Below are 22,194 nucleotides of genomic sequence, written 5' to 3' on the forward strand. Positions count from 1 at the left end.
AGCCGCCATGTCTCAGATTTTCTTTCTCAATGGGCCCAATGCCAATCTGTACGGCATGGATCGCCACGGTACTTACGGCAGCGACAGTTTCGCCAGCATCGGCGAGCGCTGTCAGCGGCGCGCCGACGCGCACGGCCTCAGGCTGCAGTTTCGTCAGAGCAACCATGAAGGGGTGCTGGTGGACTGGATTCAGGAAGCGCGCCAGCAGGCGGACGGGCTGATCATCAATGCCGCCGGGTTGTCGTACCGATCAGTACCGATTCTGGATGCGCTGCTGATGTTCGATGGCCCGATCATCGAAGCGCACATGAGCAATATCTGGCAGCGCGAGCCGTTTCGTCATCAGTCGCTGGTGTCGAAAGCCGCCACCGGCGTGATCGCCGGGCTGGGCGCGCTGGGTTATGAACTGGCTATCGATGCGTTGGCGACGCTGCTACAGGAGCCCAGCGCATGACGACGCTGGTGTTTTATAGCGAGTTCGACAGCTTCGAGGCGTGGTCGGCGCTGCTGGCACCGCAATTACCGGATGTCACTATCTGCCGTGCCGACCAGGTCGAGGATGCCGATAGCGTGCAGTTTGCGCTGGCGTGGAAGCCGCCGCGCGGTTTTTTTGCCCCGTATCGCCAGCTGAAACTGCTGGTGAATCTGGGCGCGGGCGTCGACTCGCTGGTAGGGCGCGACGACCTGCCTGACATCCCGATCGTCCGGCTATCGGACCCGGATATGGCGCGCATGATGGCCGGTTACGTGCTGTTTGCCGTGCTGCGTTACGCGCGTGACATACCGGCATTTGAGCGCGCACAGCGTGAACGTCGCTGGCATTATCTGCATCCGCGCGAGCCGGCGTCGATTCGCGTGGGCGTGTTGGGACTGGGCGAACTGGGTGCGTATGCGGCGCGCGAGCTGGCGCGTCAGGGCTTTGACGTGCGCGGCTGGTCGCGGTCGCCCAAAGCGCTGGACGGCATTCACTGCGTCAGCGGTATGCAGGCGCTGGATGCGTTTCTGGGCAGCAGCGACATTCTGGTGGTGATGCTGCCGCTCACGCCGGAAACCCACGGTTTGCTGGATGCGCAGCGTCTGGCGCGGTTGCCACCGGGTTGCGCGCTGATCAACGTGTCGCGCGGCGCGATTGTCGATCAGCCCGCGCTGACCGCGGCGCTGCAGAGCGGACAGATCGCCCACGCCACATTAGACGTGTTCGATCGTGAGCCGCTGCCGCCCGACGATGCGCTGTGGGGCATGGAGAATGTGCTGATCACGCCGCATCTGGCGTCGGTAGCGATCCCGGCCAGCGCCGCGCGTCAGGTGGCTGATAACATCCAGCGGGTGATGCGCGGCGAGCCGGTGCTCAACCAGGTGTTTCCCGCGCGGGGTTACTGAGCGCGTCAGGCGACGCGCACCACCTGCGGGTCGAAGTAGCTTGGCGCGGCCATACCGGGAATGTATTGATCGGAGATGAACATGCGGCAGCGTTCGGCGAAGGCGTTGACCACCATTGACTGCTGCACGTGGGCCACCGTGGCGTATCCCAGCAACATCGGCCGGTTCACGCCGGCAAGGCGCACGCGGATCACCCGTTTGCCATCCTGCGACAGATTGGCTTTGGGCCGCACATTGGCGATGCCAAATCCCACGCCGTTGGCCACCATCGCGCGTACCACTTCCATATTGCCGGAGCGCATCACAATGTTGGGCGTCACGCCCGCTTCGCTAAACAGGCTGAGAAAATATTCGCGGCTCCACGGCATATCCAGCAGCACCATCGGCACCGTAGCGAGATCCTGAATGGTCACCGCAGACTGACTGGCAAACGGATGATGTTCGCCGACCATCACATACGGTGGCAGCTGCGCCAGCGACTGAAACGCGATGTCGCTGGCCGGCACCAGATCGTAGGTCAGCGCGATATCGATATCGGCGGCGCGCAGCTGTTTCAGCAGCTGTTCATGATTGCCCTCCACCAGCGTGATGCGCACGCCGGGGAAGGCACGGCCAAAGCCAAACACCAGCTCCGGCGTCAGCATCGGGGCCAGCGTGTCGAGACAGCCGACGCGCAGCGGGCCGCGCACGTTATTCAGCGACTCTGAGGCGATGGTATACAGATTCGACATCTGTTCCAGAATCAGCTTCGCCTCTTTTAATACCTGATGGCCAATGGCGGTGAGCGACACGCCCTGCGCGTGGTGGCGCACAAACAGCTGTACCCCCAGCTCGGATTCGATGTGGGTAATGGCGGCCGAGATCGACGGTGACGACACGTGAATACGTTCGGATGCGCCAATAATGCTGCCGGCTTCGCCGGACGCGACGAAGTATTCCAGCTGGCGCTGGGTGATGCGACTGAGCATGCAGATTCTCCTGGTGTCGCCAGCGCGATCTTGTCGCGCCGGCTTTTCTATTTACCCCTGTTTCCATGCATTTATCATGCCGGACAGCGAATGGCAGCATAATCCCCTGCCTGAGCCTTCACGCCCATTCGCTTCTGCCTCACTAAGGCTTAAGAAAATCCGTTGCAAAGCAGCGACTTTTTTAGCGTCAGAAATTCCGATGCAACGGCGAGGAAAAGGCTGTTTTACCGCAGCAGCGGCCAGCGGCAGAATCGCTGTGACACCTGCTTTTCACTTTCGCACTGTTTTGGCGCAGCGCGCCGTGGCGAATCAACGGTGGTTCAGAGCAGCGATAACAGCCTTTTCATTCACTGGGGACAAAAATATGTTGCGTAAGATGTGTGCCTTAACGTTGTTAACCACGGGAATTCTGAGCGCAGGGAATGCCATGGCCGCCGACAAGCTGATTGTCAGCACCTGGGGCGGCAGCTTTAAAGATCTGATCGATCAAACCATCGCTAAAGAGTTCACCAAAGAGACCGGCGTCGAAGTGCAGTTCGTCACCGGCGGCACCATCGATCGCCTCAACAAAGCCAAACTGGCGGGCGGTTCGCCGGAAACTGACGTGACCTTTACCACCGCGCACGTCGGCTATCTGTATGCCAACAGCGGCCTGTTCGAGAAGCTCGACATGAGCAAAATCCCTAACGCGGTCAACCTGGTGCAGCAGGCGAAAGTCAGCCCGTATCATCTTGGCGTGTGGGGCTACGTCTACACCATTGGCTACCGTCCGGATTTGGTGCCGAAAGGGGAAACCTTCACCAGCTGGAACGACCTGTGGAAGCCGGAGCTGAAAGGCACGCTGGCGCTGCCCGACTGGGATCCGAGCCACATCATCGCCGTGGCCGCCAAACTCTCCGGCAGCGATGCGGCGCACTGGCAGCAGGGCCAGGCGAAGCTGAAAGCGCTGATTCCTAACATCAAATCGTTCTACACCGATGATGCCAACAGTCAGCAGCTGATCTCCACCGGAGAAACGCCGGTGCAGGTGATGCTGTCAATGAACGCCTACAGCATGATTGCGGAAGGGGTCAACATTAAGCTGGCGATACCGAAAGAGGGCGCGATCCTCGGCGTGGATACCGTCGGCATTAATAAAGGCAGCAAACATGCCGATCTGGCGTACAAGTTCATCAACATCGCACTGAAACCGGAAATTCAGCAGCAGGTGGCGAAGATCTATCGCGGTAGCCCGACGGTGACCAACGCGCATATCGATCCGGAGCTGGCGAAGCTGCCAGGCATGCTGACCACGCCGGCGCAGTGGAATGCCACCATCAATACCGATCCCCAACTGCGTGCGGAGAAAACCGCCGAGTGGCGTCAGTGGTTCTCTGAAAACATCATGTCTCACTGATTGTCCTGGTGCTGCGGCGGGGCGGGTGCCTCGCCGTAGCCGGTACCACCTATGCAGGCAGTAACGTCCATGACGAAAAAACCGACATTTTTACCCTGGTTCATTCTTCCCGCCACGCTGACCGCGATGGGGCTGGTCGTCGCGATGTTTGCGGTGATGCAGTTCAGTGTGCGTGCATACATCCCCGGCTCGCTGGATGTCGGCGGCTTTACGCTGGCCAATTTCAGTGGCCTGTTCAAACGCATCTACGGCGACGCGTTTCTCAATACCGTGCTGCTCAGCGCCAAAACGGCTTTATTTGGTTTGCTGATGAGTTACCCACTGGCCTATGCGCTGGTGCGCACCCGCACTGCGTGGATCAAATCCACCATTCTGATCATCGCGATTACCCCGCTGTTTCTGGGGGAAGTGGTGCGCACCTATTCGTGGATTATCGTGCTGGGTAACAGCGGCTTTCTTAATAGCCTGCTGCTGGCGCTGGGGATCATCAGCCAGCCGATCCAGTTTATGTTTACCCAGACCGGCGTGGTGGTCGCGCTGGTGCATGTCACCATGCCGATCATGGTGCTGATGCTGGCGACGGCGCTGTCACACATCAATCCGGACTACGAAAAAGCCGCCACCAGCCTTGGTGCCGGGCCGGTACGCGCGCTGCTGACGGTGACCATTCCGCTGTCGATTCCCGGCATCATCGCCAGCCTCACCACCGCGTTTGCCTGGACCTTTAGCGCTTTCGCGACGCCACAACTGATTGGCGGCGGGCGCGTCAGTACCGTGGCTACGCTGGTGTATCAGCTGGGCTTCTCCTCGATGAACTTCCCGTTTGCCGCAGCGCTGAGCATTGCTGGCCTGCTGCTGACCATTCTGCTGCTGCTGGCGCTGAAGCGCATGACGCGCTTCCTGCACGCCATGGGAGGGCACTGATATGACCCGTTCTCACAACGACAAACTGATCGCGCTGCTGGGTAAACTGCTGGTGATCGCCATTCTGACGTTTGTCATGTTGCCCACCGTCGTGGTGTTTATCTCGTCGTTCAGCAGCACCTCCGTGCTGTTCTTCCCGCCGAAAGGCTGGTCGCTGCGCTGGTTTGAGCGGGCGCTGAGCTACGACGATTTTCGTCACGGCTTCTGGTCCGGATTGATTGTCACAGCATGGGCGTCAACGCTGGCGGTGGTCATCGGCGCCACGCTGGCGATTGCCATCGAGCGCTATCGCTTTCCCTGCAAACAGGTGCTGGAGAGTATTCTGCTGTCGCCGCTGTTTATTCCGCATTTCACCATTGGCCTCGGCCTGCTAATGCTGGTGTCGCAGCTCAATCTGGGACGCGGCTACGCGCTGGTGATTTTCTGCCATGTGGTGCTGGTGCTGCCGTTCGTGCTGCGTAGCGTCTATGTATCGCTGAAAAATCTTGAGCAGCGGATAGAACTGGCGGCGGCCAGCCTCGGCGCATCGCCGCTGCGCGTGGTATGGACCATTACCGTGCCGCTGATTCTGCCAGGCCTGTTTGGTGGCTGGCTGTTCGCGGCGATTCTCTCTTTCAATGAATTCACCGCCTCGCTGTTTATTACCACCCAGGCGACGCAGACGCTGCCGGTGGCGATGTACAACTACGTGCGCGAATTTGCCGACCCGACGCTGGCGGCGCTGTCGGTTATTTATATTGTGGTGACCGCCGCGATGTTAATTATCGCCAATAAATTTTTCGGGTTGGGAAAAATATTAAACGTTGAGGCCGGGCATTAATTTCGCTGTGCCATTAAGCCGCCGTTAAACATGACAACCTGGTGTTAATCGCCAGCGGCGCAATATTTGCGCCGCGCTGGTGGCATGCCAACTATTCGGGGATGACCTATGTCAGTAGAAAAAATCAATACCGTGATCGTCGGAGCGGGCCAGGCGGGTATCGCCATGAGCGAACATCTGGCGCAGATGCAGATCCCGCATGTGGTGCTGGAGCGCAGCCGCATTGCCGAGCGCTGGCGTTCCGAACGCTGGGATTCGCTGGTGGCCAACGGTCCGGCGTGGCACGACCGCTTTCCTTCGCTGAAGTTTGATAACATTTCACCGGAGGCGTTTCCGCCGAAAGAGCGCATGGCGCAGTATTTCGAGGATTACGCAAAGATGCTCAACGCGCCGGTGCGCACCGGGGTTGAAGTACAGCAGGTAACGCGGCTGCCCGGACGCAGCGGCTTCCGGGTGGTGACGTCGGTGGGAGAATTCGACGCGGACAACGTGGTGGCTGCCACCGGGCCGTTTCAGAAGCCCGCGTTCCCGGCCATCGTGCCTGAAGGCGCGGTGCCGCAGCAGATCCACTCATCGGCGTACAAGAATCCACAGCAGCTGGCGCCCGGTGCGGTGCTGGTGGTGGGTGCGGGTGCGTCCGGCACCCAGATTGCCGAGGAGCTGCGTCAGGCCGGCCGCGAGGTGTTTCTGTCGGTCGGTGAGCACTACCGCCCGCCACGCGCCTATCGCGACCGTGATTACTGCTGGTGGCTTGGCGCGCTGGGACTGTGGGACGAAGTGAAAATCAAGCCGAAGAAACAGCACGTGGCCTTTGCCGTCAGCGGCTATGAAGGCGGTAAAACCGTGGATTTCCGCCGGCTGGCCCATATGGGCATTACGCTGGTCGGCATCACCGAGCGCTGGGATAACGGCGTGCTGCGCTTTGCGCCGGGGCTGGCAGAGAATATCGCCGAAGGTGACAGAGCCTATTTCGAGGTGCTGCGCGATGCGGATGCGTACATTGAGCGCAACGGGCTGGATTTACCGGCCGAGCCGCAGGCGTGGGAGCTGTTGCCGGATCCGGACTGCCTGTTAAATCCGCTGATGCAGTTGGACGTGCAGGCGGCGGGCATCAGCACCATTATCTGGGCTACCGGGTTTAAATTTGATTTCAGCTGGCTGCAGGTGGATGCGTTTGATGAACAGGGCCTGCCATTCCACAAGCGCGGTATTTCTGCCGAGCGCGGTATTTATTTCCTTGGCCTGCCCAATCTGGTCAACCGGGCGTCGTCGTTTATTTACGGCGTGTGGCACGATGCGAAATATATTGCCGACCACATCGCGCTGCAAAATGCCTATTCGGATTACGTAAAGTCGTAATTATTTTCCAGGTGCGCATGAATGCGCACCCTACGAAGAAAGTTCACCCTTAAATTGTATCATGTAGGGTCGCTATTAATAGCGACCCGCTATAGTGACTGAATCGTATTTATTCTGACTCTGCAGGTGGATGAGGCAATCGGGAAGATGACGTATAGCTGTGATAGAGCGCTTTGATATCGGGATCGTCAACCGCACCGTAGTAAATGTCTTCTTTATCTAAACCGTCCAACCCTTTTATGCCACTAATCATTGCCGGCCATTCGCTTCGACTGGCAATATCAACAACGCAGGGGAGTAAATAGTTATCCAGATGGCCTTTAGCGGGTTCACGAATCTCAGCGCTGAGTGCGCTAAGATACGCATCTTTTTTGGTTCTAGCCCATTCAATGGCAAAGCCAGCACGGTAGGTCATTTCCATAAATAGCAACAGCAACGTTCGACCATTACCATCCAGAAAAGGATGAGCAAAAGCCAGTTGTCCCATAACCTCACCCGGTTTTTTTCTGAACCGCGATGAGTCGCTGGCAAGGCGCAGAGCATAATCAACGGCGAGCTGAATCGAGTGGGGCTGCTCAAACATGGTAAAATGAGCATCTTCTGGCATGCCTTTAAACACAGCAAGATGAGGAACTAACTCGTTGCGATCTTTACCCGCCCAGGGATAAAAGTCAGAAAACAGAATTTTATGAACTGACAAAAAAGTGCTGTAAGTGATTGCAGGTTGAAGTGCCAGGAAATGAAGCGCATCTTCGGCGCTCGATTCAAAGGCCAGATGCTCAGCTTTTTTTACCTCATCCGCATCTTTAAGCCCCAACGCGTTTCTCAGGTAGCCAGAAGTAGAAAAATCGCTGAAAGGATCAAACGTCATGCGCTGAAGTTCTGCTTGTGCTCACGTTTTTCCTGCAGATAAGAACCCTGAAGCTTCAGCGTTTCTGCTTTAGTCAGCACACCTTTTCTTTTGAGATTAACCAGCAATTGTTCAACGTAATCCAGTTCTACTCTGTCGCCTGCCAGATGAGTAATCGCAGCAGCCATCAGGCTGACACCGTCACGCTCTGCGGTGATATGGTTAGCCTTCGCTAAATTCTGGATCTGGCTGGCAATACTCAGAGATGCATTTCTGCTCATAATTAATCTCCCGTCAGAAGTTCAATTTTAGCACGCTGCATCGTCAAAGTCAGTGGGAAGAGTCGCTGAACCACAGGGCATCTCTCAGCGGTAACACTGGTGAAGTCTGACATAGCAATCATCAGATTCCAGATAAAAAAATGCCGGTGGGCGATTGCTCGCGCACCGGCATCGGTTCGATTGACTCAGCGATGGCGTATTACAGCGCCATATCCTGCTTCGCGAACTCTTCGCGCGGTTTGGCCTGCGCAGGTGCCGACTGCTGATCGTCCATGTTAATCACTGGCGGTTTGGTCAGTTGCAGCACGGATGCGGTATTATCCCATACCTGCTGGGTCAGCGCGGTGTTGCCGTTCAGCTTCTGGCCGAAGCTTGGCACGATAGCGCGGATCTTCTGCTGCCACTCCGGTGACGCGAACTGCTGTGGGAACAGCTTCTGCATCACGTTCAGGGTGATCGGTGCCGCGGTAGATGCACCCGGTGAAGCACCCAGCAGGGCCGCCACGGTTTTCTGCTGATCGGTCACGATTTCGGTACCCAGCTTCAGCACGCCGCCTTTCTCAGCATCTTTCTTGATGATCTGCACACGCTGGCCGGCCTGAATCAGTTTCCAGTCCTCTTTACGCGCGTTCGGGTAGTACTCTTTCAGCGCGGCAAAACGGTCGTCATCGTTCAGCATCACCTGACCAATCAGGTATTTCACCAGGTCAAAGTTATCGATGCCCACGTGCGTCATCGGCATGAGGTTGCTGGTGGTGGTGGCGCTCAGCAGATCGAACAGCGAACCGTTCTTCAGGTATTTGGTCGAGAACGTGGCGAACGGTCCAAACAGTACCACTTTTTTACCGTCGAGGTTACGGGCATCGATGTGCGGTACCGACATTGGCGGTGCGCCTACGGAAGCCTGACCATACACTTTCTGCAGGTGACGGCTGGTGATTTCCGGGTTTTCGGTCATCAGGAACGAACCGCCCACCGGGAAACCGCCGTAGTTATCGGCTTCAGGAATACCGGTTTTCTGCAGCAGCTTGATCGCCGCACCGCCCGCGCCGATGAATACGTATTTCGCATCCACTTCACGGTTTGCGCCGCTCTTCACGTCTTTGATGGTGACGTGCCAGGAGTTGTCGCTGTTGCGTTTGAAATCAGTGACTTCAGAGGAGGTTTCCAGCTTGAAGTTCTGATCTTTCTGCAGGCTGCCGATCAGCTGACGGGTGATTTCACCGTAGTTGACGTCGGTACCCACTGGCGTCCAGGTGGCGGCCACTTTCTGATTCGGATCGCGACCTTCCATCACCAGCGGTGCCCACTGCTCGATCTGCTTGTGATCGGTAGAGAACTTCATGCCCTGGAACAGGGTCGTTTTCTGCAGCGCCGCGTAACGTTTGGTCAGGTATTCGACATTTTTGTCGCCCCAGACAAAGCTCATGTGCGGGGTGGAGTTGATAAACGAACGCGGATCGTGCAGCACGCCGCGCTGTACCTGGCTGGTCAGGAACTGGCGGGTAATCATGAACGATTCATTGATTTCCAGCGCTTTGCTCACATCGATGGAACCGTCTGCACGCTCTGGCGTGTAGTTCAGCTCCATGTTGGCAGAGTGGCCAGTACCGGCGTTATTCCAGCCGTTAGAGGATTCCAGCGCGACGCCGTCGAGACGCTCAACCATCAGTTGTTTCCAGCCCGGTTGCAGCTCCTGCAGCCAGGTACCGAGCGAGGCGCTCATGATACCGCCGCCAATCAGCAGCACGTCGGTTTTTTCTGGTGCGTTCTCAGCGTGAACCGCTGAAGAGACAAGCAGTGCCGTCAGCGAAAGCGCGGACACAAGTTTTTTGGTCTGAGTCATGCCAGTCCTGTTTATTCTTTGCAGATGAACGTTAAAAATTCGGTTGGCAAATTAAAAGATTGTTACGAAAAGATTAACTTGTTTTTAGTTAATTAACTATTGATGGCAATTAATTAACTTTCATAAAAGCGGGATGGCGAAATAAACGGCAGGAATACAGCAGAAATGCGGGAAAAAGCAACAATATATCCGCTAACGGAGCGCGGTTATTATTTATAACGACGGGCACGACTTAGGTCAAATTAAATCCGCTGCAGCGATGACAAATCATGCACTATCACTGCACGGAGCGTGTTGATGATCTGACGCCGAATGGGTTTACCCTAAGGTCTCTGATGACTTGTTTAACTTTCGCGTGGACATGAGCATGGCGGGCAAAACCCTGTATGAAAAGCTGATCGAACAGCATGTGGTACGTCACCTGGACGATGAGGGGCACGTGCTGCTCTATATCGACCGGTCAATCCTCAATGAATACACCAGCCCGCAGGCGTTTAGCGGTCTGCGCGACCGGTCGCGGCGCGTGCGCCATCCGGCCACTATTCTACTCAACGTCGACCACGTGAACCCGACGCGGCCAGTGCGCGATGCGGCGATGACCGACGCTGGCGGTCAGCTGCAGGTCGATTACTTCCGCAAAAATGCGGAGCACTTTGGCATCGAGCTGTTTGACGTGCTCGACCCGCGACAGGGCATTGAACATGTGGTGGCGCACGAGCAGGGGCTGGTGATGCCGGGGATGGTGATTGCCGCCGGCGACAGCCATACCACCACTTACGGGGCGTTTGGCGCGCTGGGGTTCGGCATCGGCACCTCGGAAATCGAGCACCTGCTGGCGACACAGACATTGATTTATCGCACGCTGAAAACCATGCGCGTTGAAGTCACCGGCGAGCTGCCGTTTGGCTGCGCCGCCAAAGACATCGTGCTGGCGTTGATCGAACAGATTGGCGCTTCCGGCGCCACGGGGTATGCGATTGAGTTTACCGGCAGCGCGATCGATGCGCTGAGCATGGAAGGGCGTATGACGCTATGTAACATGGCGGTGGAAGCCGGTGCGCGCGGAGCGATTATCGCGCCGGATGACAAGGTCTACGCTTACATTGCCGGCAAACCGCAAATGCCGGTGGGCGAGCTGTGGCAGCAGGCGCTGGCCGAGTGGCACACGTTGCGCAGCGATGATGATGCGGTATTTGACCGGCAACTGACCATTGATTGCAGCGATCTGGAACCGAAGGTCACCTGGGGCATCAGCCCGGATCAGGCCTGCGCCATTAGCGGCCACGTGCCTAATCCGGCAGACGAACCCGATCTGGTGAAACAGCAGGCGATGAAAAATGCGCTGCACTACATGGGGCTGCAAGCCGGCACGCCGCTGGCCGACATTGCCATCACCCACGCGTTTATCGGCTCCTGCACCAATGGGCGCATTGAAGATTTGCGCGCTGCGGCAGCGGTGATTGGCACCCGCAAAATCGCGCCGCACGTGCGCGGCATCATCGTGCCGGGCTCAACCCAGGTACGGCAGCAGGCGGAGGCGGAAGGGCTGGCGGCGATCTTTATCGACGCTGGCTTCGAATGGCGTCAGTCGGGCTGTTCGATGTGTCTGGCGATGAACGAGGATGTGCTGGCACCGGGCGATCGCTGCGCATCGGGCACCAATCGTAACTTTGCCGGCCGTCAGGGCGCGGGCGCGCGCACTCACTTAATGAGTCCGGCTATGGTCGCCGCCGCTGCGCTGGCGGGCCATCTGGTTGATGTTCGTCACTATCTGCAATCCGGGGTTTAACATGCAAGCTTTCACTACCATCACCGGCAAGCTGGCACCGCTGCCGGCTGCTAACATCGATACCGACGTGATTATGCCCAAGCAGTTTCTCAAAGGCATTGACCGGCAGGGGCTGGACCGCGGCGTGTTCTTTGACCTGCGCTTTCTGGCCGACGGTGCACCAAACCCTGATTTCATCCTTAATCAGCCGGGCTGGCAGAACGCGACGTTTTTGCTGGTCGGCGCCAATTTTGGCTGCGGCTCCAGCCGCGAACATGCGGTATGGGGGCTGAATCAGCTGGGCATCCGCGCGATTATCGGCACCAGCTTCGCCGGCATTTTTGACGATAACTGCCAGCGTAACGGTGTGCTGACGCTGAGCCTGAGCGAGGCAGATTATCAGCGTCTGAGCGCGGTGGCCACCGATGCGCAGCGCAACACCATCAGCGTGTCGCTGGAGCAGCAAACCATTCAGTTCGCGGATGAAGTGATTCACTTTACGGTAAGTGCCCTGAAGCGCGAAATGCTGATCGGTGGCGGCAGCGCGGTGGACTGGACGCTGCAATATGAAGCGGATATCAGCCAGTTTGAAGCGCAGCACTTTGCGCAGCGTCCGTGGCTGCAGCGCACCAGGGAGCAACCATGAGTAAGATTATCGACCGCGGCCCGTCGCCGTTTATCGCCGGTTTTACCCTGCAGGATGTGACGCTGGATAATGGCGTTACGCTACGCGTGGCCAGCGGCGGCAAGGGCTCGCCTTTACTGATGCTGCACGGTCATCCGCAAAATCATCTGGCCTGGCGTAAAATCGCACCACAGCTGGCGCAGCAATATCAGGTGATCCTGCCGGATTTGCGCGGCTACGGTGACAGCGACAAGCCCGCCAGTGACGCTGAACATCTGCCGTATGCCAAACGCAGCATGGCGCAGGATATCAGTCAGCTGATCGACGCGCTCGGCCTGCAGCGCGTGGCGTTTGTCGGCCACGATCGCGGCGGGCGCGTCGGGCACCGGCTGGCGCTCGATCATCCGGAGAAAGTCAGCTGCTGCGTGTTTGTCGATATCGCACCGACTGCCACCATGTACGCGCTGACCGATCAGGCGTTCGCCACGCGCTACTTCTGGTGGTTCTTCCTGATTCAGCCGCATCCGCTGCCGGAAACCATGATTGGTCACGATCCGGCGTTCTTTTTGCGTAAACACATTGATGGCCAGCTGAAAACGCCGGATGCGACCGAACCGGCGATATTCGAAGATTATCTGCGCTGCTATCGGGATCCGGCGATGATCCACGCGGTGTGTGAAGATTATCGCGCCGCCGCCAGCATCGATTTGCAACACGATGCCGCTGACAGCGACCGGCGCATTGCCTGCCCGCTGTTACTGTTGTGGGGCGAAAAGGGCACGGTCGGTCAGCTGTATGATGTGGTGCACACCTGGCAGGACAAGGCGCTGCAGGTGCAGGGCGAGGCGTTACCGTGCGGCCATTCACCGCAGGAAGAGGTGCCAGAGCGGTTTCTGCACTCGCTTCAGCGCTTCCTGGGATCTGTGTTATAACCACGTGGCGTTCACTCACCATGTGCTGTTATGAAAATACTGCTTGCCGGAAAAAGTTATCAGAAGCCGTTACAGGGTTGGCCGTCGATTGAAGACCTGTACGTGTTTATCAGCGTGGCGCGGCATGACGGTTTCGGCCGCGCGGCGATTGAGCTGGGTCAGTCACCGTCTTACATCAGTAAACGCATCGCCATTCTGGAAAAACAGCTGGAGACGCGGCTGTTTTTCCGCACTAACCGCGTGATGCGCCTGACGCCGGAAGGTGAAAAAGCGCTGGAGGGCGCGCTGCAGGTAGTGCAGGAAATGGATGGCTTTCTCAATAATTTCCGTCAGTGGCGCGGCGAGCTGACCGGGGAAATTACCGTCGGCTGCTCGTTTGGTTTCGGTCAGGACTATTTGTCGGATGCGGTTTCGGCATTTATTCACCAGCATCCGTCGCTGAATATTAAACTGATGCTAAGCGATCGGGCATTCGACCTGCTACAGAGCGGCACGGATGTGGAAATCTGCGTTGGCGACGATCTCAATCCTTCCTATATTGCCCGCCGGCTGATTGCTAACCGGCGCATTTTATGTGCCGCGCCGGCGTATTTATCCCGCGCCGGTATGCCAGCCTCGCTGGATGCGTTAATTCATCACAGCTGTCTGATCATTAATGAACGCGATAATTCATTTGGTAACTGGGCATTGACCAATGGCGAGCAGCAGGTATTGTGTCGCCTGAACAGCCATTACTCTTCCAATAGCGGCAAGGTGATTCTGCACTGGGCATTGCAGGGGCATGGTATTGCGCTGCGTTCAGCGTGGGATGTGGCGCCCTATCTGGCGACGGGCGAGCTGGTGGCAGTATTACCGCAGTGGTATCAGGAAGCCAATATCTGGGCGGTTTATACGCAACGCGCCGCAGAATCGCAGCGTATTAAAGTTTTTCTCGATTTTCTCGCCGCCTATTTTAATGAAAAAAGCCTGCCGGAAATGACGGGCAGGCCATAACAGAAAAACGTGTTAATCCCAGCATCAGCCGTAAGCCACCTTGTCATTGATGTGATACAGCGTGGCGGTGGCGGCCATCACGTGCTGGCCGTCGTGGCCCGGCTCATGCGATTCAACGTCTGTGATGTGATAACCGACGGCTCCGGCCGCCTGGGCTTTTTTCACAATGGCGTCTGTTAACTCTTCCATTGACGTGGCCCAGCTTACTGAGGTCACACCCGCCGGATGGATTGAAGATAATTCGCGGTGCGTTAAATCGGCGCGAATTAAAACCGGTTTAACATTTTGCGGCGTAAAAATGGAAATTACATCGTTAATTAACGCTTTCATGGTCTTACTCCTCAAAATAACAACAGAGCCGGAAGTGAATTAACCGATCCTGAGATCGTTGTTTATTGGTTTATACATTCCGGCAAAGCGCACGGTGAATCATCATGCCGGTAGGGTTAATAAACACCTTTCGAGGTTATGCGTTTTAGCTTTAATTGCTAATTAGATGTTAAGAAAAGTTCCGCCACAACTCCGGTAATGTTTCGCTAATATTTTTTCATCTGCTTACATTTGCCATTAAAAAAGTCGGTGCATTGTGTGCAGGTAAATCCGGCCATCCGTGGCCCTGCGGCTTAAAACTCGCGCTGGCCGCCCAGTTCGATCACCCGATTGGGCGGAATATGAAATTGTTCATGGGCGCGCAGCGCGTTGCGCTGGCAGAAGTGAAAAATCCCGCCGCGCACCCGCGCCAGACCGCGGCGTTTTTTCATCACCAGCGTATCGTGTGCGGTAAAAAATGACGCTTCGTTCACCGTGCAGCCAAAACCTTCCAGTCCGCACAGATGCAGAATCTCGGCCATCGACGGCACTTCACGCCAGCCGTAAGCGGCAGTGACCTGCCAGAACGACGGCGACAATTGCGTAATGCTGATGCGCTGCTGGTTATAGACGCGCGGCGTGTCAGTGGTGCGGATATGCAACAGCACCACGCGGCGGTGCAGCACGCGGTTGTGCTTGAGGTTGTGCAACAGTGCCTGGGGAATTTCAAACTCCTTGCGCGCGAGGAAGATGGCGGTGCCCTCGACGCGGTTCGGCGGATTGCTCTCCAGCGATTTCACCAGCGCCAGTAAACCGTCATGATCGTTATTCAAACGGCGAATCAGGCGGTTACGCTCGCTGCTCCAGATCAGCATCAATCCCATCATGGTCAGCGCCAGCAGCACCGGCACCCAGCCGCCGGACAGCAGCTTCATCAGGTTGGCGATGAACAGCGGCACGTCGACCACCAGCATACACAGCAGGAACAATAGCGCCAGCGGCAGCGGCCAGCGCCAGTTACGCAGCGCCACCACGCCCGCCAGACACGCAGTGATCACCATGGTGCCGGTCACTACGATGCCGTATGCCGAGGACAACGCCGACGACTGACGGAAAGCCAGCACAATCAGCATCACGGCGGTGAACAGCAGCCAGTTAACCACCGGAATGTAAATCTGCCCGGACTCGGTATGCGAGGTAAAAATGATGCGCATCGGCGGTAAAAAGCCCTGGCGAATGGCCTGATGCGTCAGGGTATAGACGCCGGAAATCACCGCCTGCGCCGCGATGACCGTGGCCAGCGTTGACAGCACAATCAGCGGAATCTGCGCCCAGCCGGGAGCCAGATTAAAGAACGGATTGTTCAGCGCCTGCGCATCGGCGATCACCAGCGCGCCCTGGCCGAAATAGTTCAGCACCAGCGCCGGCATGGCAATCACCAGCCAGGCGAGGCGAATGGGTGCTTTGCCCAGATGGCCCATGTCGGCATACAGCGCTTCCGCGCCGGTCACCGCCAGCACCACCATGCCCATTGCCGCGAGCGAGAGCGCTTTGTGGCTGAGCAGGAAGGTCAGCGCATAGGACGGACTGAGCGCGTGCAGCACTTCCGGGTTGAGCAGAATACCGCGTATGCCAAGTGCGCCGATGGCCACAAACCAGACAAACATCACCGGGCCAAACACCCGGCTGACCTTTTCCGTGCCGTGTTTCTGAATAATGAACAGCAGCGCGAGAATGGTGAGCGCCAGCGGCACCACATATTTTTCCAGCCCGGGCGAGACCACCTGAATGCCTTCAATGGCCGACAGCACCGAGATGGCCGGGGTGATCACGCCATCACCGTAGAAAAATGCGCCACCAATCAGACCGGCCAGCACGATGATATGACCGGCTTTGCGGCCAACGTTGCGGCGTGCCAGTGACATCAGGGTGAGAATGCCGCCTTCGCCGTCGTGGTCGGCGCGCATCACGAAGCAGACATATTTCAGCGTGACGATGAGCGTCAGCGCCCAGAAGATGAGTGACAAAAAGCCCATCACCGCCAGCGCCGACGGCGCGCCGTCCGGCAAAATCGACAGGCATTCTTTCAGTGTATACAGCGGGCTGGTACCGATATCACCAAACACGATGCCGGCGGCGGCCAGCATGCCAGCAGGCAGAGACTGTTTCTCTGATTGACTCATACATTTCCTGTTTTTTCAGGGAGAAAGGGCGAGCGCCATCAACCGCACTGGCGTGTCGCAATCACCCACTTTTATGCTGGCGAAGATAGCGTTTCAGCGGCGTAATCGGTAGGGGGTGGCGTTTTTTTGTACGCGATTTTTATACCAATCGGCCAAATTTTTACGCCATTTTTACACCGCTGCGGCTTTTTCAACCTGAAGTGTAGACGATTCAGACAGCAGCAGAAGCGGGCTGGCTGGCAGAAAATGGGATGGGTAGCGGGGGCGTTGCGGTGGTGGGACAGGTCCAGGTGCGCATGAATGCGCACCCTACAATATTGTGGTGGGTTCGCGATTAATGATGACCGCGATTGATGTAGGGTCGCCATTTATGGCGACCGTAATTGCCGCAGGGTTGCGATTAATAGCGACCGCATACGCTTACCAACCCTTAATAATATCGCCTTTATAAATCTCGTTGGCTTTATCCAGCACCGGCTGGGACTGGAACGCTTCTTTCAGCTTCTGCACGTTCGGGCTGTCTTTATTATCTTCGCGCGCCACAATCGCATTCACGTATGGCGACGCTTTGCCTTCCATAAACATCCCGTCACGCGAGGCGGATAAATTCACCAGCGCGGCAAAGTTATTATTAATGATCGACAGATAAACCTGCGGATCGTCCAGCGTGCGCGCCAGCTGCGGCGTATCCACTTCCACAATCTTCAGCTTTTTCGGGTTGTCGGTAATATCCAGCGTGGTCGGCAGCAGACCGGCTTCGGGTTTCACCTTCAGCAGGCCCTGCGCCTGCAACAGCAGCAGGCTACGCCCCAGGGTGGTCGCTTCGTTAGACACGGTCACGGTAGCGCCATCCGGCAGATCCTGCAGTGATTTAATCTTGCGTGAATAACCGGCAATCGGGAACACGAAGGTATTGGTCACGACGGCAAATTTATACCCGCGCTCTTTGGACTGCATCTCCAGATAAGGCAGGCTCTGGAACGCGTTGGCGTCCACATCTTTATTGAATAGCGCTTCGTTCGGCTGCACGTAATCGTTAAACGCCACCACATCAACATCGAGCTGATATTTATCGTGTGCCACCTGCTTCACGGTCTGCCACAGCGCCTCATCCGGTCCGGTATTGATCGCCACTTTAATTTTGTTGTCGTTGTGGTTGTCACAGGCGCTGAGCAGGGTGACAGAGGCCGCCAGCAGGGCGGTAAGCCATGTTTTTTTCATTGTTTGCAGGTTTCCTTATGTTTGCAGGAAACCGACTATAGTATACGTCCAGACGTCTGTACATCCGTGCGCAGTGCGATCGCCTGGTATTTATCCAGCGGGTCTGTGTAAGCGCTACGGCTGTGGATGCTGCAGACAGGCCAGATAGCGACGGCCCGACTGCTGCACTGCCTCATCGGCACGCGCGAGAATTTCGCGGCCGGCAAACGCGCCGTACAGGCGCGTAAACGTCACGCCCTGCAACCGCTGCAGCATGGCCGTCACCGTGACGCCGGCCAGCGGTAACATATTGGGATAGCTCCACATAAACGAAACCGCACTGGCACCGGGCGTTACCTGTAAAATATCGCCGCTCAGCAGCACGCCGCCGTCGTGCGCCCAGTGCAGCACCGTGCCGCCGGCAAAGTGGCCGCCGAGACGTAACAGCCGCACGCCCGGCAGCAGATCACAGCTGTCGCCGTGCCAGGGCTGCAGACGGGGCGATGCGCGCATGATCCACTCGCTGTCGCTGGCGTGCAGGTACACCGGCGCGTCGAAGGCGTCGGCCCAGTCCTGCATGGTGCTGTAATAGTGGGGATGGGAGATGGCGATGGCGTGCAGGCCGCCGAGCGCGCGCAGCAGCGTGACGGTGGCGTCATCCAGATGGGCGATGCAATCCCACAGGATATTGCCGTGCGGCGTTTGCAGCACAAAGGCGCGCTGGTTGATGGCAAAATCCGGCACGGTTTGCAGGCTGAGCAGCCCGGACTCCAGCTGTTGCCACTGGTTTTGATGCGAGGCGCGCAGCGCAGACTGATCGATCCACTGCTGCCCGCCGGGCGGCACAAACTGGCGTTCATCCTGACAAATGCGACACTGCGTAAGGGCAGGTTGCTGCTGCTGATAAGACGTGCCGCAGGCGGTACAAATGGTGATCATGGCTTCTCCTCACAGTCCGGTGAGGATCAGTTTAGGCAAGGTGCGAGGTTAGCGCGCGGCGTCCTGCTGTGGCTGCAGCTGATAAATCCACGCCGTCCGCTGCTGGCCGTCGGCCGTGGTGACCTCAACCGGCACCCGTTCGTAACCATCCTCAAACTCATCCAGCATCGGCCAGTGCAGCGCTAGCCGGTCCGAGATGAACAGATAACCCGGCACGCGCGGGCCGTGCTCATCAAGTACGATGCCGGGAAAATCGGCCGCCGCGCCCCAGCCGTTGGCATAGTAAGTGCCGGCGACCGTCCCTGCCAGCCACTCACCGCCGATGTTTTCCAGGATATGCGCATTGCACTGGCCCGGCTGCAGCGTGCCGTAAACGAAAAGCGTGTTCATTTTCCCTCGTAAAATCATGCAAAAGCGCTACTTTACCTGCCTGCTGCCGCCGTGTCATCCGCCAGGGAAAGGCCACACCGGCAGCGAAATTCTGCGTTACCGGTTGTGCGATGGCTCGTAATGTGAGGACGCGCGCGGCATAAAACGGTTAACGTAGCCGCAGATGTTTACCGCTGCTGCCAGCCAGCTTTCTCTTTTTCGAGGTATCCGCGCTATGTTGAAGGGTTCCAGCCTCTGCCGGGGTGCAATCAGGGAGTATCCGCACTCCGCTCAGTTTGATGGCAAAAGGTTTCGCAATGTCCAGCCGCGTCAGTCGCTGAGCTTTGGCGACTACCGCAAAATGCTGTGGGATTTCCTGTTCAATAAACCGAAAGATACCCAGCCGCCGGCCGCGCTGCCGGTGCAGCCCATCACGGCCGCCGCGCTGGCACAGGCCGCGCCGAACAGCGTCTTTCGCCTCGGCCACTCTTCGCTGTTGCTGAAGCTCAATGGCCAGTTCTGGCTGACCGATCCGGTATTCGCCGAGCGCGCGTCGCCCTTTAAGCGACTGGGACCAAAGCGCTTTCAGCCAGCGCCGATTGCCGTGGCCGATCTGCCGCCGATCGAAGGCATTATTTTGTCGCACGATCATTACGATCATCTCGATTACCACACCATCATGCAGCTGAAAGATCGGGTGAAGCACTTTCTCACGCCGCTCGGCGTCGGCGATTTGCTGATTAAGTGGGGTGTTGCGCCAGAGAAAGTCATCCAGCTCGACTGGTGGCAGTCGCGGGATATCGGCGGCATCCATTTTGTCGCGACGCCGTCGCAGCACTTTTCCGGCCGTGGCCTGTTCGACAGCAACAAACGGTTGTGGTGTTCGTGGACGCTGATCTCTGACCAGTTCCGCCTGTTTTTTGGCGGTGACTCCGGTTACTTCGACGGTTTCAAAGCGATTGGCCGAAAATACGGTCCGTTTGATGCGGCGTTTCTGGAAAACGGCGCTTACGATGCGCGCTGGGCCGACATTCATATGCTGCCGCAGGACACGCTGCGCGCGTTTCAGGACCTCAACGCGCGCTGGCTGTTTCCGATTCACAACGCGGCTTTTGATTTAGCTTTTCACCGCTGGGACGATCCGTTTACCCAAATCGTCCAGCTGGCGGCGGAGCATCAGGTTGCACTGTGTCTGCCGATGCTGGGCGAGGGCATTGATCTGTTACAGCCGCAGCCCACCGCGGCCTGGTGGTAAAGCACGCAACCCGATGGCCGTTTGGCTACGGGTTGCGCTGGTCATGCCGTGAGTTCGTCGTACAGGCTGCGCAGCCGGGTGCGCAGAAACAGAACCGCTTTATGTTTGCGCGACAGCAGCGCCTGCACGCTGTCGCCGCTTTCAGCGGCCAGATCCTGATAGCTGAAGCCGAGCAGTTCGGTCTTTTCAAATACCTCGCGCTGCGCAGCAGGCAGTTCCGCGAGCGCATCGTCCAGCTCTTCCCACAGCAGCGTCTTCAGATACTCATCCTCCGGCGTCTGCGCCACGCCAAACAGCGTTTCGGCAATTTCATCCTCGGGAAAGTCTTCGTCTCCGGCGGCGTTAAACAGCGAGAGCTCGCGTTTTTTTCGTGACCGATCGGTGATCTCGTTGCGCGCGGCGCGAAACAGCCAGGCGCTGACGTTCTCCACCGGCTGTTCCACCTGCAGCAGTTTCCAGCTGATCTCCTGCAGGATATCTTCGGCCTCATCGTGCCGCTCGCTGCGGCCGCGAATAAAGGCGCTGAGCTTAGTGCGGCAGGCGCTGAGGGCCGCCAGCAGCCGCGAATCCTGCGCCATGCTGTTTACTCTGCATCCGGGGATTTGGCGGGCGCATCGTCAGCGGGCGGGCGCGGATCGTCACGCTGGCTGCGGCGATCGTGCCAGTCACAGCGTCCGCCATGATGACCACGGCCGCCAAACCGCTCGCGCCGCTGCTGCATAAAGGCTTCACGCTGCTCCGGCGTCATCTGCATCCAGCGTTCATGCATGCGGCGACGCGCCATGCCAAACATACCGGGATGGAAGCCCAGCCCGCCAAACAGGATGCGACAAAGCACCAGCAGTCCCAGCGCCTGCCAGAAGCCAATACTTTTTACGCCGGTCAGTTCCGGCAGTAGCGCATTCCACAGCGACATCACCAGCAGGCCAAGGGCAGCAAACAGCACCACGCCGAGCAGCAGCGGTTTCGCCATACGGTGATGAACAAAGCGGTGACCACGGGGATGCTGATGCCTGTCAAAATCTCTCATTGGGGTTCCTCATTACGGTGATAAACAGGGTTGGTGATGAGGTAGACGAATCAGCGATGAAAATATTGCTGAAAAAATGAAAAAAGTGCGCGCTGCACGCCAGGCCGCTGGCTTGACTTCTTCCCTGCCTGCCAGTAGGTTGACCGATCTCTGTTGTTCTACCGGATTGCGTTATGACTGCCCGTTCCTCTAAAGCCCGCGAAATCATGGCCTGCACCCGCCAGCTGCTCACCGCCGGCGGCTATAAAAGCTTTAGCTATGCCGATATTGCCGCCCAGGTGGATATCCGCAAGGCCAGCATCCACCACCATTTTCCCGGCAAAGCCGATTTGGTGAAAGCGGTGGTGGAGGAATATCGTGCTGAGGCGCAGGCGGGCATGCAGGCGATGGATGAACAGATCAACGATCCGCTGAACGAAGTGAAAGCCTACGTCGATTACTGGGCGCACTGCATTAAAGAGGGAACTTCGCCTTTCTGCATCTGCGCGATGCTGGCGGCGGAAATGCCCACGCTGCCGCCGGATGTCGCCACGGAAGTCAGCGGCCACTTCAGCGATCTCTCCGGCTGGTTAGCGCGCCAGCTGAGCAAAGGCGCCGCCAGCGGCGTTTTCCAGCTCAGCGACAGCGCTGAAAACGAAGCCAAAACGCTGATGGCCAGCGTGCACGGCGCGATGCTGGCGGCGCGGGCATTTAATAACGCCGGGATGTTTGAGCAGATTACTCATCCGCTGCTGCATAAGCTGATCAAAAACGCCTGACGGCGCGCA

General features: G+C 57.6%; 23 protein-coding genes. 12 read left to right on the forward strand and 11 right to left on the reverse strand.

Features of this window, described 5'->3' with window-relative positions; translation table 11 throughout:
- The first annotated feature begins 7 nt into the window (after window positions 1-7).
- On the forward strand, window positions 8-454 hold the full coding sequence (locus AC6I79_RS21160) for a type II 3-dehydroquinate dehydratase (RefSeq protein WP_058758800.1): 447 nt from the start codon (window positions 8-10) through the stop codon (window positions 452-454).
- Window positions 451-1,380: a 2-hydroxyacid dehydrogenase gene (locus AC6I79_RS21165; RefSeq protein WP_236569459.1), complete on the forward strand. Its 930-nt coding sequence runs from the start codon at window positions 451-453 to the stop codon at window positions 1,378-1,380. Before AC6I79_RS21160 ends, AC6I79_RS21165 begins: the two co-directional genes overlap by 4 nt.
- Window positions 1,381-1,385: 5 nt before the next feature.
- On the opposite strand, the gene AC6I79_RS21170 is transcribed toward AC6I79_RS21165, so the two are convergent.
- A complete protein-coding gene (locus tag AC6I79_RS21170; protein WP_021509493.1) occupies window positions 1,386-2,348 on the reverse strand; it encodes a LysR family transcriptional regulator in 963 nt (320 codons plus the stop codon).
- A 364-nt stretch (window positions 2,349-2,712) separates the two neighbouring features.
- Between AC6I79_RS21170 and AC6I79_RS21175 the strand changes: the two genes are divergently transcribed.
- From AC6I79_RS21175 to AC6I79_RS21190, 4 genes are all read left to right on the forward strand, one after another.
- Complete coding sequence (locus AC6I79_RS21175) at window positions 2,713-3,744, forward strand: polyamine ABC transporter substrate-binding protein (RefSeq protein WP_058758799.1); 1,032 nt, start codon at window positions 2,713-2,715, stop codon at window positions 3,742-3,744.
- A gap of 69 nt (window positions 3,745-3,813) precedes the next feature.
- Window positions 3,814-4,668, forward strand: coding sequence for an ABC transporter permease (locus AC6I79_RS21180; RefSeq protein ID WP_021509491.1), 855 nt, complete (start codon window positions 3,814-3,816; stop codon window positions 4,666-4,668).
- A 1-nt stretch (window position 4,669) separates the two neighbouring features.
- A complete protein-coding gene (locus AC6I79_RS21185; RefSeq protein ID WP_058775057.1) occupies window positions 4,670-5,488 on the forward strand; it encodes an ABC transporter permease in 819 nt (272 codons plus the stop codon).
- Window positions 5,489-5,596: 108 nt separating this feature from the next.
- A complete protein-coding gene (locus AC6I79_RS21190; RefSeq protein ID WP_058775056.1) occupies window positions 5,597-6,847 on the forward strand; it encodes a flavin-containing monooxygenase in 1,251 nt (416 codons plus the stop codon).
- Between the two features lie 109 nt (window positions 6,848-6,956).
- Here the strand turns inward: AC6I79_RS21190 and AC6I79_RS21195 are convergent, their stop codons facing one another.
- From AC6I79_RS21195 to mqo, 3 genes are all read right to left on the reverse strand, one after another.
- Window positions 6,957-7,718: a Fic/DOC family protein gene (locus AC6I79_RS21195; protein WP_136546541.1), complete on the reverse strand. Its 762-nt coding sequence runs from the start codon at window positions 7,716-7,718 to the stop codon at window positions 6,957-6,959.
- Complete coding sequence (locus tag AC6I79_RS21200) at window positions 7,715-7,978, reverse strand: hypothetical protein (RefSeq protein ID WP_104187249.1); 264 nt, start codon at window positions 7,976-7,978, stop codon at window positions 7,715-7,717. Before AC6I79_RS21200 ends, AC6I79_RS21195 begins: the two co-directional genes overlap by 4 nt.
- Before the next feature lie 199 nt (window positions 7,979-8,177).
- Window positions 8,178-9,824, reverse strand: coding sequence for a malate dehydrogenase (quinone) (gene mqo, locus AC6I79_RS21205; protein ID WP_159377754.1), 1,647 nt, complete (start codon window positions 9,822-9,824; stop codon window positions 8,178-8,180).
- A gap of 367 nt (window positions 9,825-10,191) precedes the next feature.
- Here mqo and leuC point away from each other — a divergent pair, with 367 nt between their 5' ends.
- Genes leuC through AC6I79_RS21225 form a run of 4 tightly spaced genes read left to right on the forward strand, consistent with a single transcriptional unit; the run spans window position 10,192 to window position 14,142 of the window.
- Window positions 10,192-11,613, forward strand: a complete 1,422-nt coding sequence (leuC, locus tag AC6I79_RS21210; RefSeq protein ID WP_498027892.1) for a 3-isopropylmalate dehydratase large subunit — start codon at window positions 10,192-10,194, stop codon at window positions 11,611-11,613.
- Window position 11,614: 1 nt separating this feature from the next.
- Complete coding sequence (gene leuD, locus AC6I79_RS21215; RefSeq protein WP_498027867.1) at window positions 11,615-12,238, forward strand: 3-isopropylmalate dehydratase small subunit; 624 nt, start codon at window positions 11,615-11,617, stop codon at window positions 12,236-12,238.
- On the forward strand, window positions 12,235-13,149 hold the full coding sequence (locus tag AC6I79_RS21220; RefSeq protein WP_498027868.1) for an alpha/beta fold hydrolase: 915 nt from the start codon (window positions 12,235-12,237) through the stop codon (window positions 13,147-13,149). Before leuD ends, AC6I79_RS21220 begins: the two co-directional genes overlap by 4 nt.
- A gap of 30 nt (window positions 13,150-13,179) precedes the next feature.
- Window positions 13,180-14,142, forward strand: coding sequence for a LysR family transcriptional regulator (locus tag AC6I79_RS21225; protein WP_021509484.1), 963 nt, complete (start codon window positions 13,180-13,182; stop codon window positions 14,140-14,142).
- A gap of 24 nt (window positions 14,143-14,166) precedes the next feature.
- Here AC6I79_RS21225 and AC6I79_RS21230 read toward each other — a convergent pair whose 3' ends face one another.
- The 5 genes from AC6I79_RS21230 to AC6I79_RS21250 all read right to left on the reverse strand — a co-directional run bounded on the left by AC6I79_RS21230 (window position 14,167) and on the right by AC6I79_RS21250 (window position 19,163).
- A complete protein-coding gene (locus AC6I79_RS21230) occupies window positions 14,167-14,472 on the reverse strand; it encodes a YdgH/BhsA/McbA family protein (protein ID WP_021509483.1) in 306 nt (101 codons plus the stop codon).
- Between the two features lie 293 nt (window positions 14,473-14,765).
- A complete protein-coding gene (gene kup / locus AC6I79_RS21235) occupies window positions 14,766-16,634 on the reverse strand; it encodes a low affinity potassium transporter Kup (protein ID WP_498027869.1) in 1,869 nt (622 codons plus the stop codon).
- A 420-nt stretch (window positions 16,635-17,054) separates the two neighbouring features.
- Window positions 17,055-17,855: a MetQ/NlpA family ABC transporter substrate-binding protein gene (locus AC6I79_RS21240; RefSeq protein WP_021509481.1), complete on the reverse strand. Its 801-nt coding sequence runs from the start codon at window positions 17,853-17,855 to the stop codon at window positions 17,055-17,057.
- 114 nt (window positions 17,856-17,969) lie between these two features.
- Complete coding sequence (locus AC6I79_RS21245) at window positions 17,970-18,773, reverse strand: MBL fold metallo-hydrolase (protein ID WP_136547800.1); 804 nt, start codon at window positions 18,771-18,773, stop codon at window positions 17,970-17,972.
- Window positions 18,774-18,821: 48 nt separating this feature from the next.
- Window positions 18,822-19,163, reverse strand: a complete 342-nt coding sequence (locus AC6I79_RS21250) for a gamma-glutamylcyclotransferase family protein (RefSeq protein WP_136547798.1) — start codon at window positions 19,161-19,163, stop codon at window positions 18,822-18,824.
- A 214-nt stretch (window positions 19,164-19,377) separates the two neighbouring features.
- On the opposite strand from AC6I79_RS21250, the gene AC6I79_RS21255 reads away from it, so the two are divergent.
- The gene (locus AC6I79_RS21255; RefSeq protein ID WP_498027870.1) at window positions 19,378-20,397 is read left to right on the forward strand and encodes an MBL fold metallo-hydrolase; all 1,020 of its coding nucleotides are present in this window, start codon (window positions 19,378-19,380) and stop codon (window positions 20,395-20,397) included.
- Window positions 20,398-20,438: 41 nt separating this feature from the next.
- Here the strand turns inward: AC6I79_RS21255 and AC6I79_RS21260 are convergent, their stop codons facing one another.
- Both AC6I79_RS21260 and AC6I79_RS21265 read right to left on the reverse strand, forming a co-directional pair.
- Complete coding sequence (locus AC6I79_RS21260; protein ID WP_088517637.1) at window positions 20,439-20,975, reverse strand: RNA polymerase sigma factor; 537 nt, start codon at window positions 20,973-20,975, stop codon at window positions 20,439-20,441.
- Window positions 20,976-20,980: 5 nt separating this feature from the next.
- The gene (locus AC6I79_RS21265) at window positions 20,981-21,427 is read right to left on the reverse strand and encodes a hypothetical protein (RefSeq protein ID WP_031280103.1); all 447 of its coding nucleotides are present in this window, start codon (window positions 21,425-21,427) and stop codon (window positions 20,981-20,983) included.
- Window positions 21,428-21,600: 173 nt separating this feature from the next.
- Here AC6I79_RS21265 and AC6I79_RS21270 point away from each other — a divergent pair, with 173 nt between their 5' ends.
- Window positions 21,601-22,185, forward strand: a complete 585-nt coding sequence (locus AC6I79_RS21270; protein ID WP_088517635.1) for a TetR/AcrR family transcriptional regulator — start codon at window positions 21,601-21,603, stop codon at window positions 22,183-22,185.
- The last annotated feature ends 9 nt before the right edge of the window (window positions 22,186-22,194 follow it).

The sequence above is a fragment of the gamma proteobacterium symbiont of Scutellera amethystina genome, from assembly GCF_059730845.1.

Bases quoted from the DNA above. Each gene is read 5' to 3' on its own strand.
- AC6I79_RS21160 (WP_058758800.1), top strand. From the start codon at position 8: ATGTCTCAGATTTTCTTTCTCAATGGGCCCAATGCCAATCTGTACGGC.
- AC6I79_RS21165 (WP_236569459.1), top strand. From the start codon at position 451: ATGACGACGCTGGTGTTTTATAGCGAGTTCGACAGCTTCGAGGCGTGG.
- AC6I79_RS21170 (WP_021509493.1), bottom strand. From the start codon at position 2,348: ATGCTCAGTCGCATCACCCAGCGCCAGCTGGAATACTTCGTCGCGTCC.
- AC6I79_RS21175 (WP_058758799.1), top strand. From the start codon at position 2,713: ATGTTGCGTAAGATGTGTGCCTTAACGTTGTTAACCACGGGAATTCTG.
- AC6I79_RS21180 (WP_021509491.1), top strand. From the start codon at position 3,814: ATGACGAAAAAACCGACATTTTTACCCTGGTTCATTCTTCCCGCCACG.
- AC6I79_RS21185 (WP_058775057.1), top strand. From the start codon at position 4,670: ATGACCCGTTCTCACAACGACAAACTGATCGCGCTGCTGGGTAAACTG.
- AC6I79_RS21190 (WP_058775056.1), top strand. From the start codon at position 5,597: ATGTCAGTAGAAAAAATCAATACCGTGATCGTCGGAGCGGGCCAGGCG.
- AC6I79_RS21195 (WP_136546541.1), bottom strand. From the start codon at position 7,718: ATGACGTTTGATCCTTTCAGCGATTTTTCTACTTCTGGCTACCTGAGA.
- AC6I79_RS21200 (WP_104187249.1), bottom strand. From the start codon at position 7,978: ATGAGCAGAAATGCATCTCTGAGTATTGCCAGCCAGATCCAGAATTTA.
- mqo (WP_159377754.1), bottom strand. From the start codon at position 9,824: ATGACTCAGACCAAAAAACTTGTGTCCGCGCTTTCGCTGACGGCACTG.
- leuC (WP_498027892.1), top strand. From the start codon at position 10,192: ATGGCGGGCAAAACCCTGTATGAAAAGCTGATCGAACAGCATGTGGTA.
- leuD (WP_498027867.1), top strand. From the start codon at position 11,615: ATGCAAGCTTTCACTACCATCACCGGCAAGCTGGCACCGCTGCCGGCT.
- AC6I79_RS21220 (WP_498027868.1), top strand. From the start codon at position 12,235: ATGAGTAAGATTATCGACCGCGGCCCGTCGCCGTTTATCGCCGGTTTT.
- AC6I79_RS21225 (WP_021509484.1), top strand. From the start codon at position 13,180: ATGAAAATACTGCTTGCCGGAAAAAGTTATCAGAAGCCGTTACAGGGT.
- AC6I79_RS21230 (WP_021509483.1), bottom strand. From the start codon at position 14,472: ATGAAAGCGTTAATTAACGATGTAATTTCCATTTTTACGCCGCAAAAT.
- kup (WP_498027869.1), bottom strand. From the start codon at position 16,634: ATGAGTCAATCAGAGAAACAGTCTCTGCCTGCTGGCATGCTGGCCGCC.
- AC6I79_RS21240 (WP_021509481.1), bottom strand. From the start codon at position 17,855: ATGAAAAAAACATGGCTTACCGCCCTGCTGGCGGCCTCTGTCACCCTG.
- AC6I79_RS21245 (WP_136547800.1), bottom strand. From the start codon at position 18,773: ATGATCACCATTTGTACCGCCTGCGGCACGTCTTATCAGCAGCAGCAA.
- AC6I79_RS21250 (WP_136547798.1), bottom strand. From the start codon at position 19,163: ATGAACACGCTTTTCGTTTACGGCACGCTGCAGCCGGGCCAGTGCAAT.
- AC6I79_RS21255 (WP_498027870.1), top strand. From the start codon at position 19,378: ATGTTGAAGGGTTCCAGCCTCTGCCGGGGTGCAATCAGGGAGTATCCG.
- AC6I79_RS21260 (WP_088517637.1), bottom strand. From the start codon at position 20,975: ATGGCGCAGGATTCGCGGCTGCTGGCGGCCCTCAGCGCCTGCCGCACT.
- AC6I79_RS21265 (WP_031280103.1), bottom strand. From the start codon at position 21,427: ATGAGAGATTTTGACAGGCATCAGCATCCCCGTGGTCACCGCTTTGTT.
- AC6I79_RS21270 (WP_088517635.1), top strand. From the start codon at position 21,601: ATGACTGCCCGTTCCTCTAAAGCCCGCGAAATCATGGCCTGCACCCGC.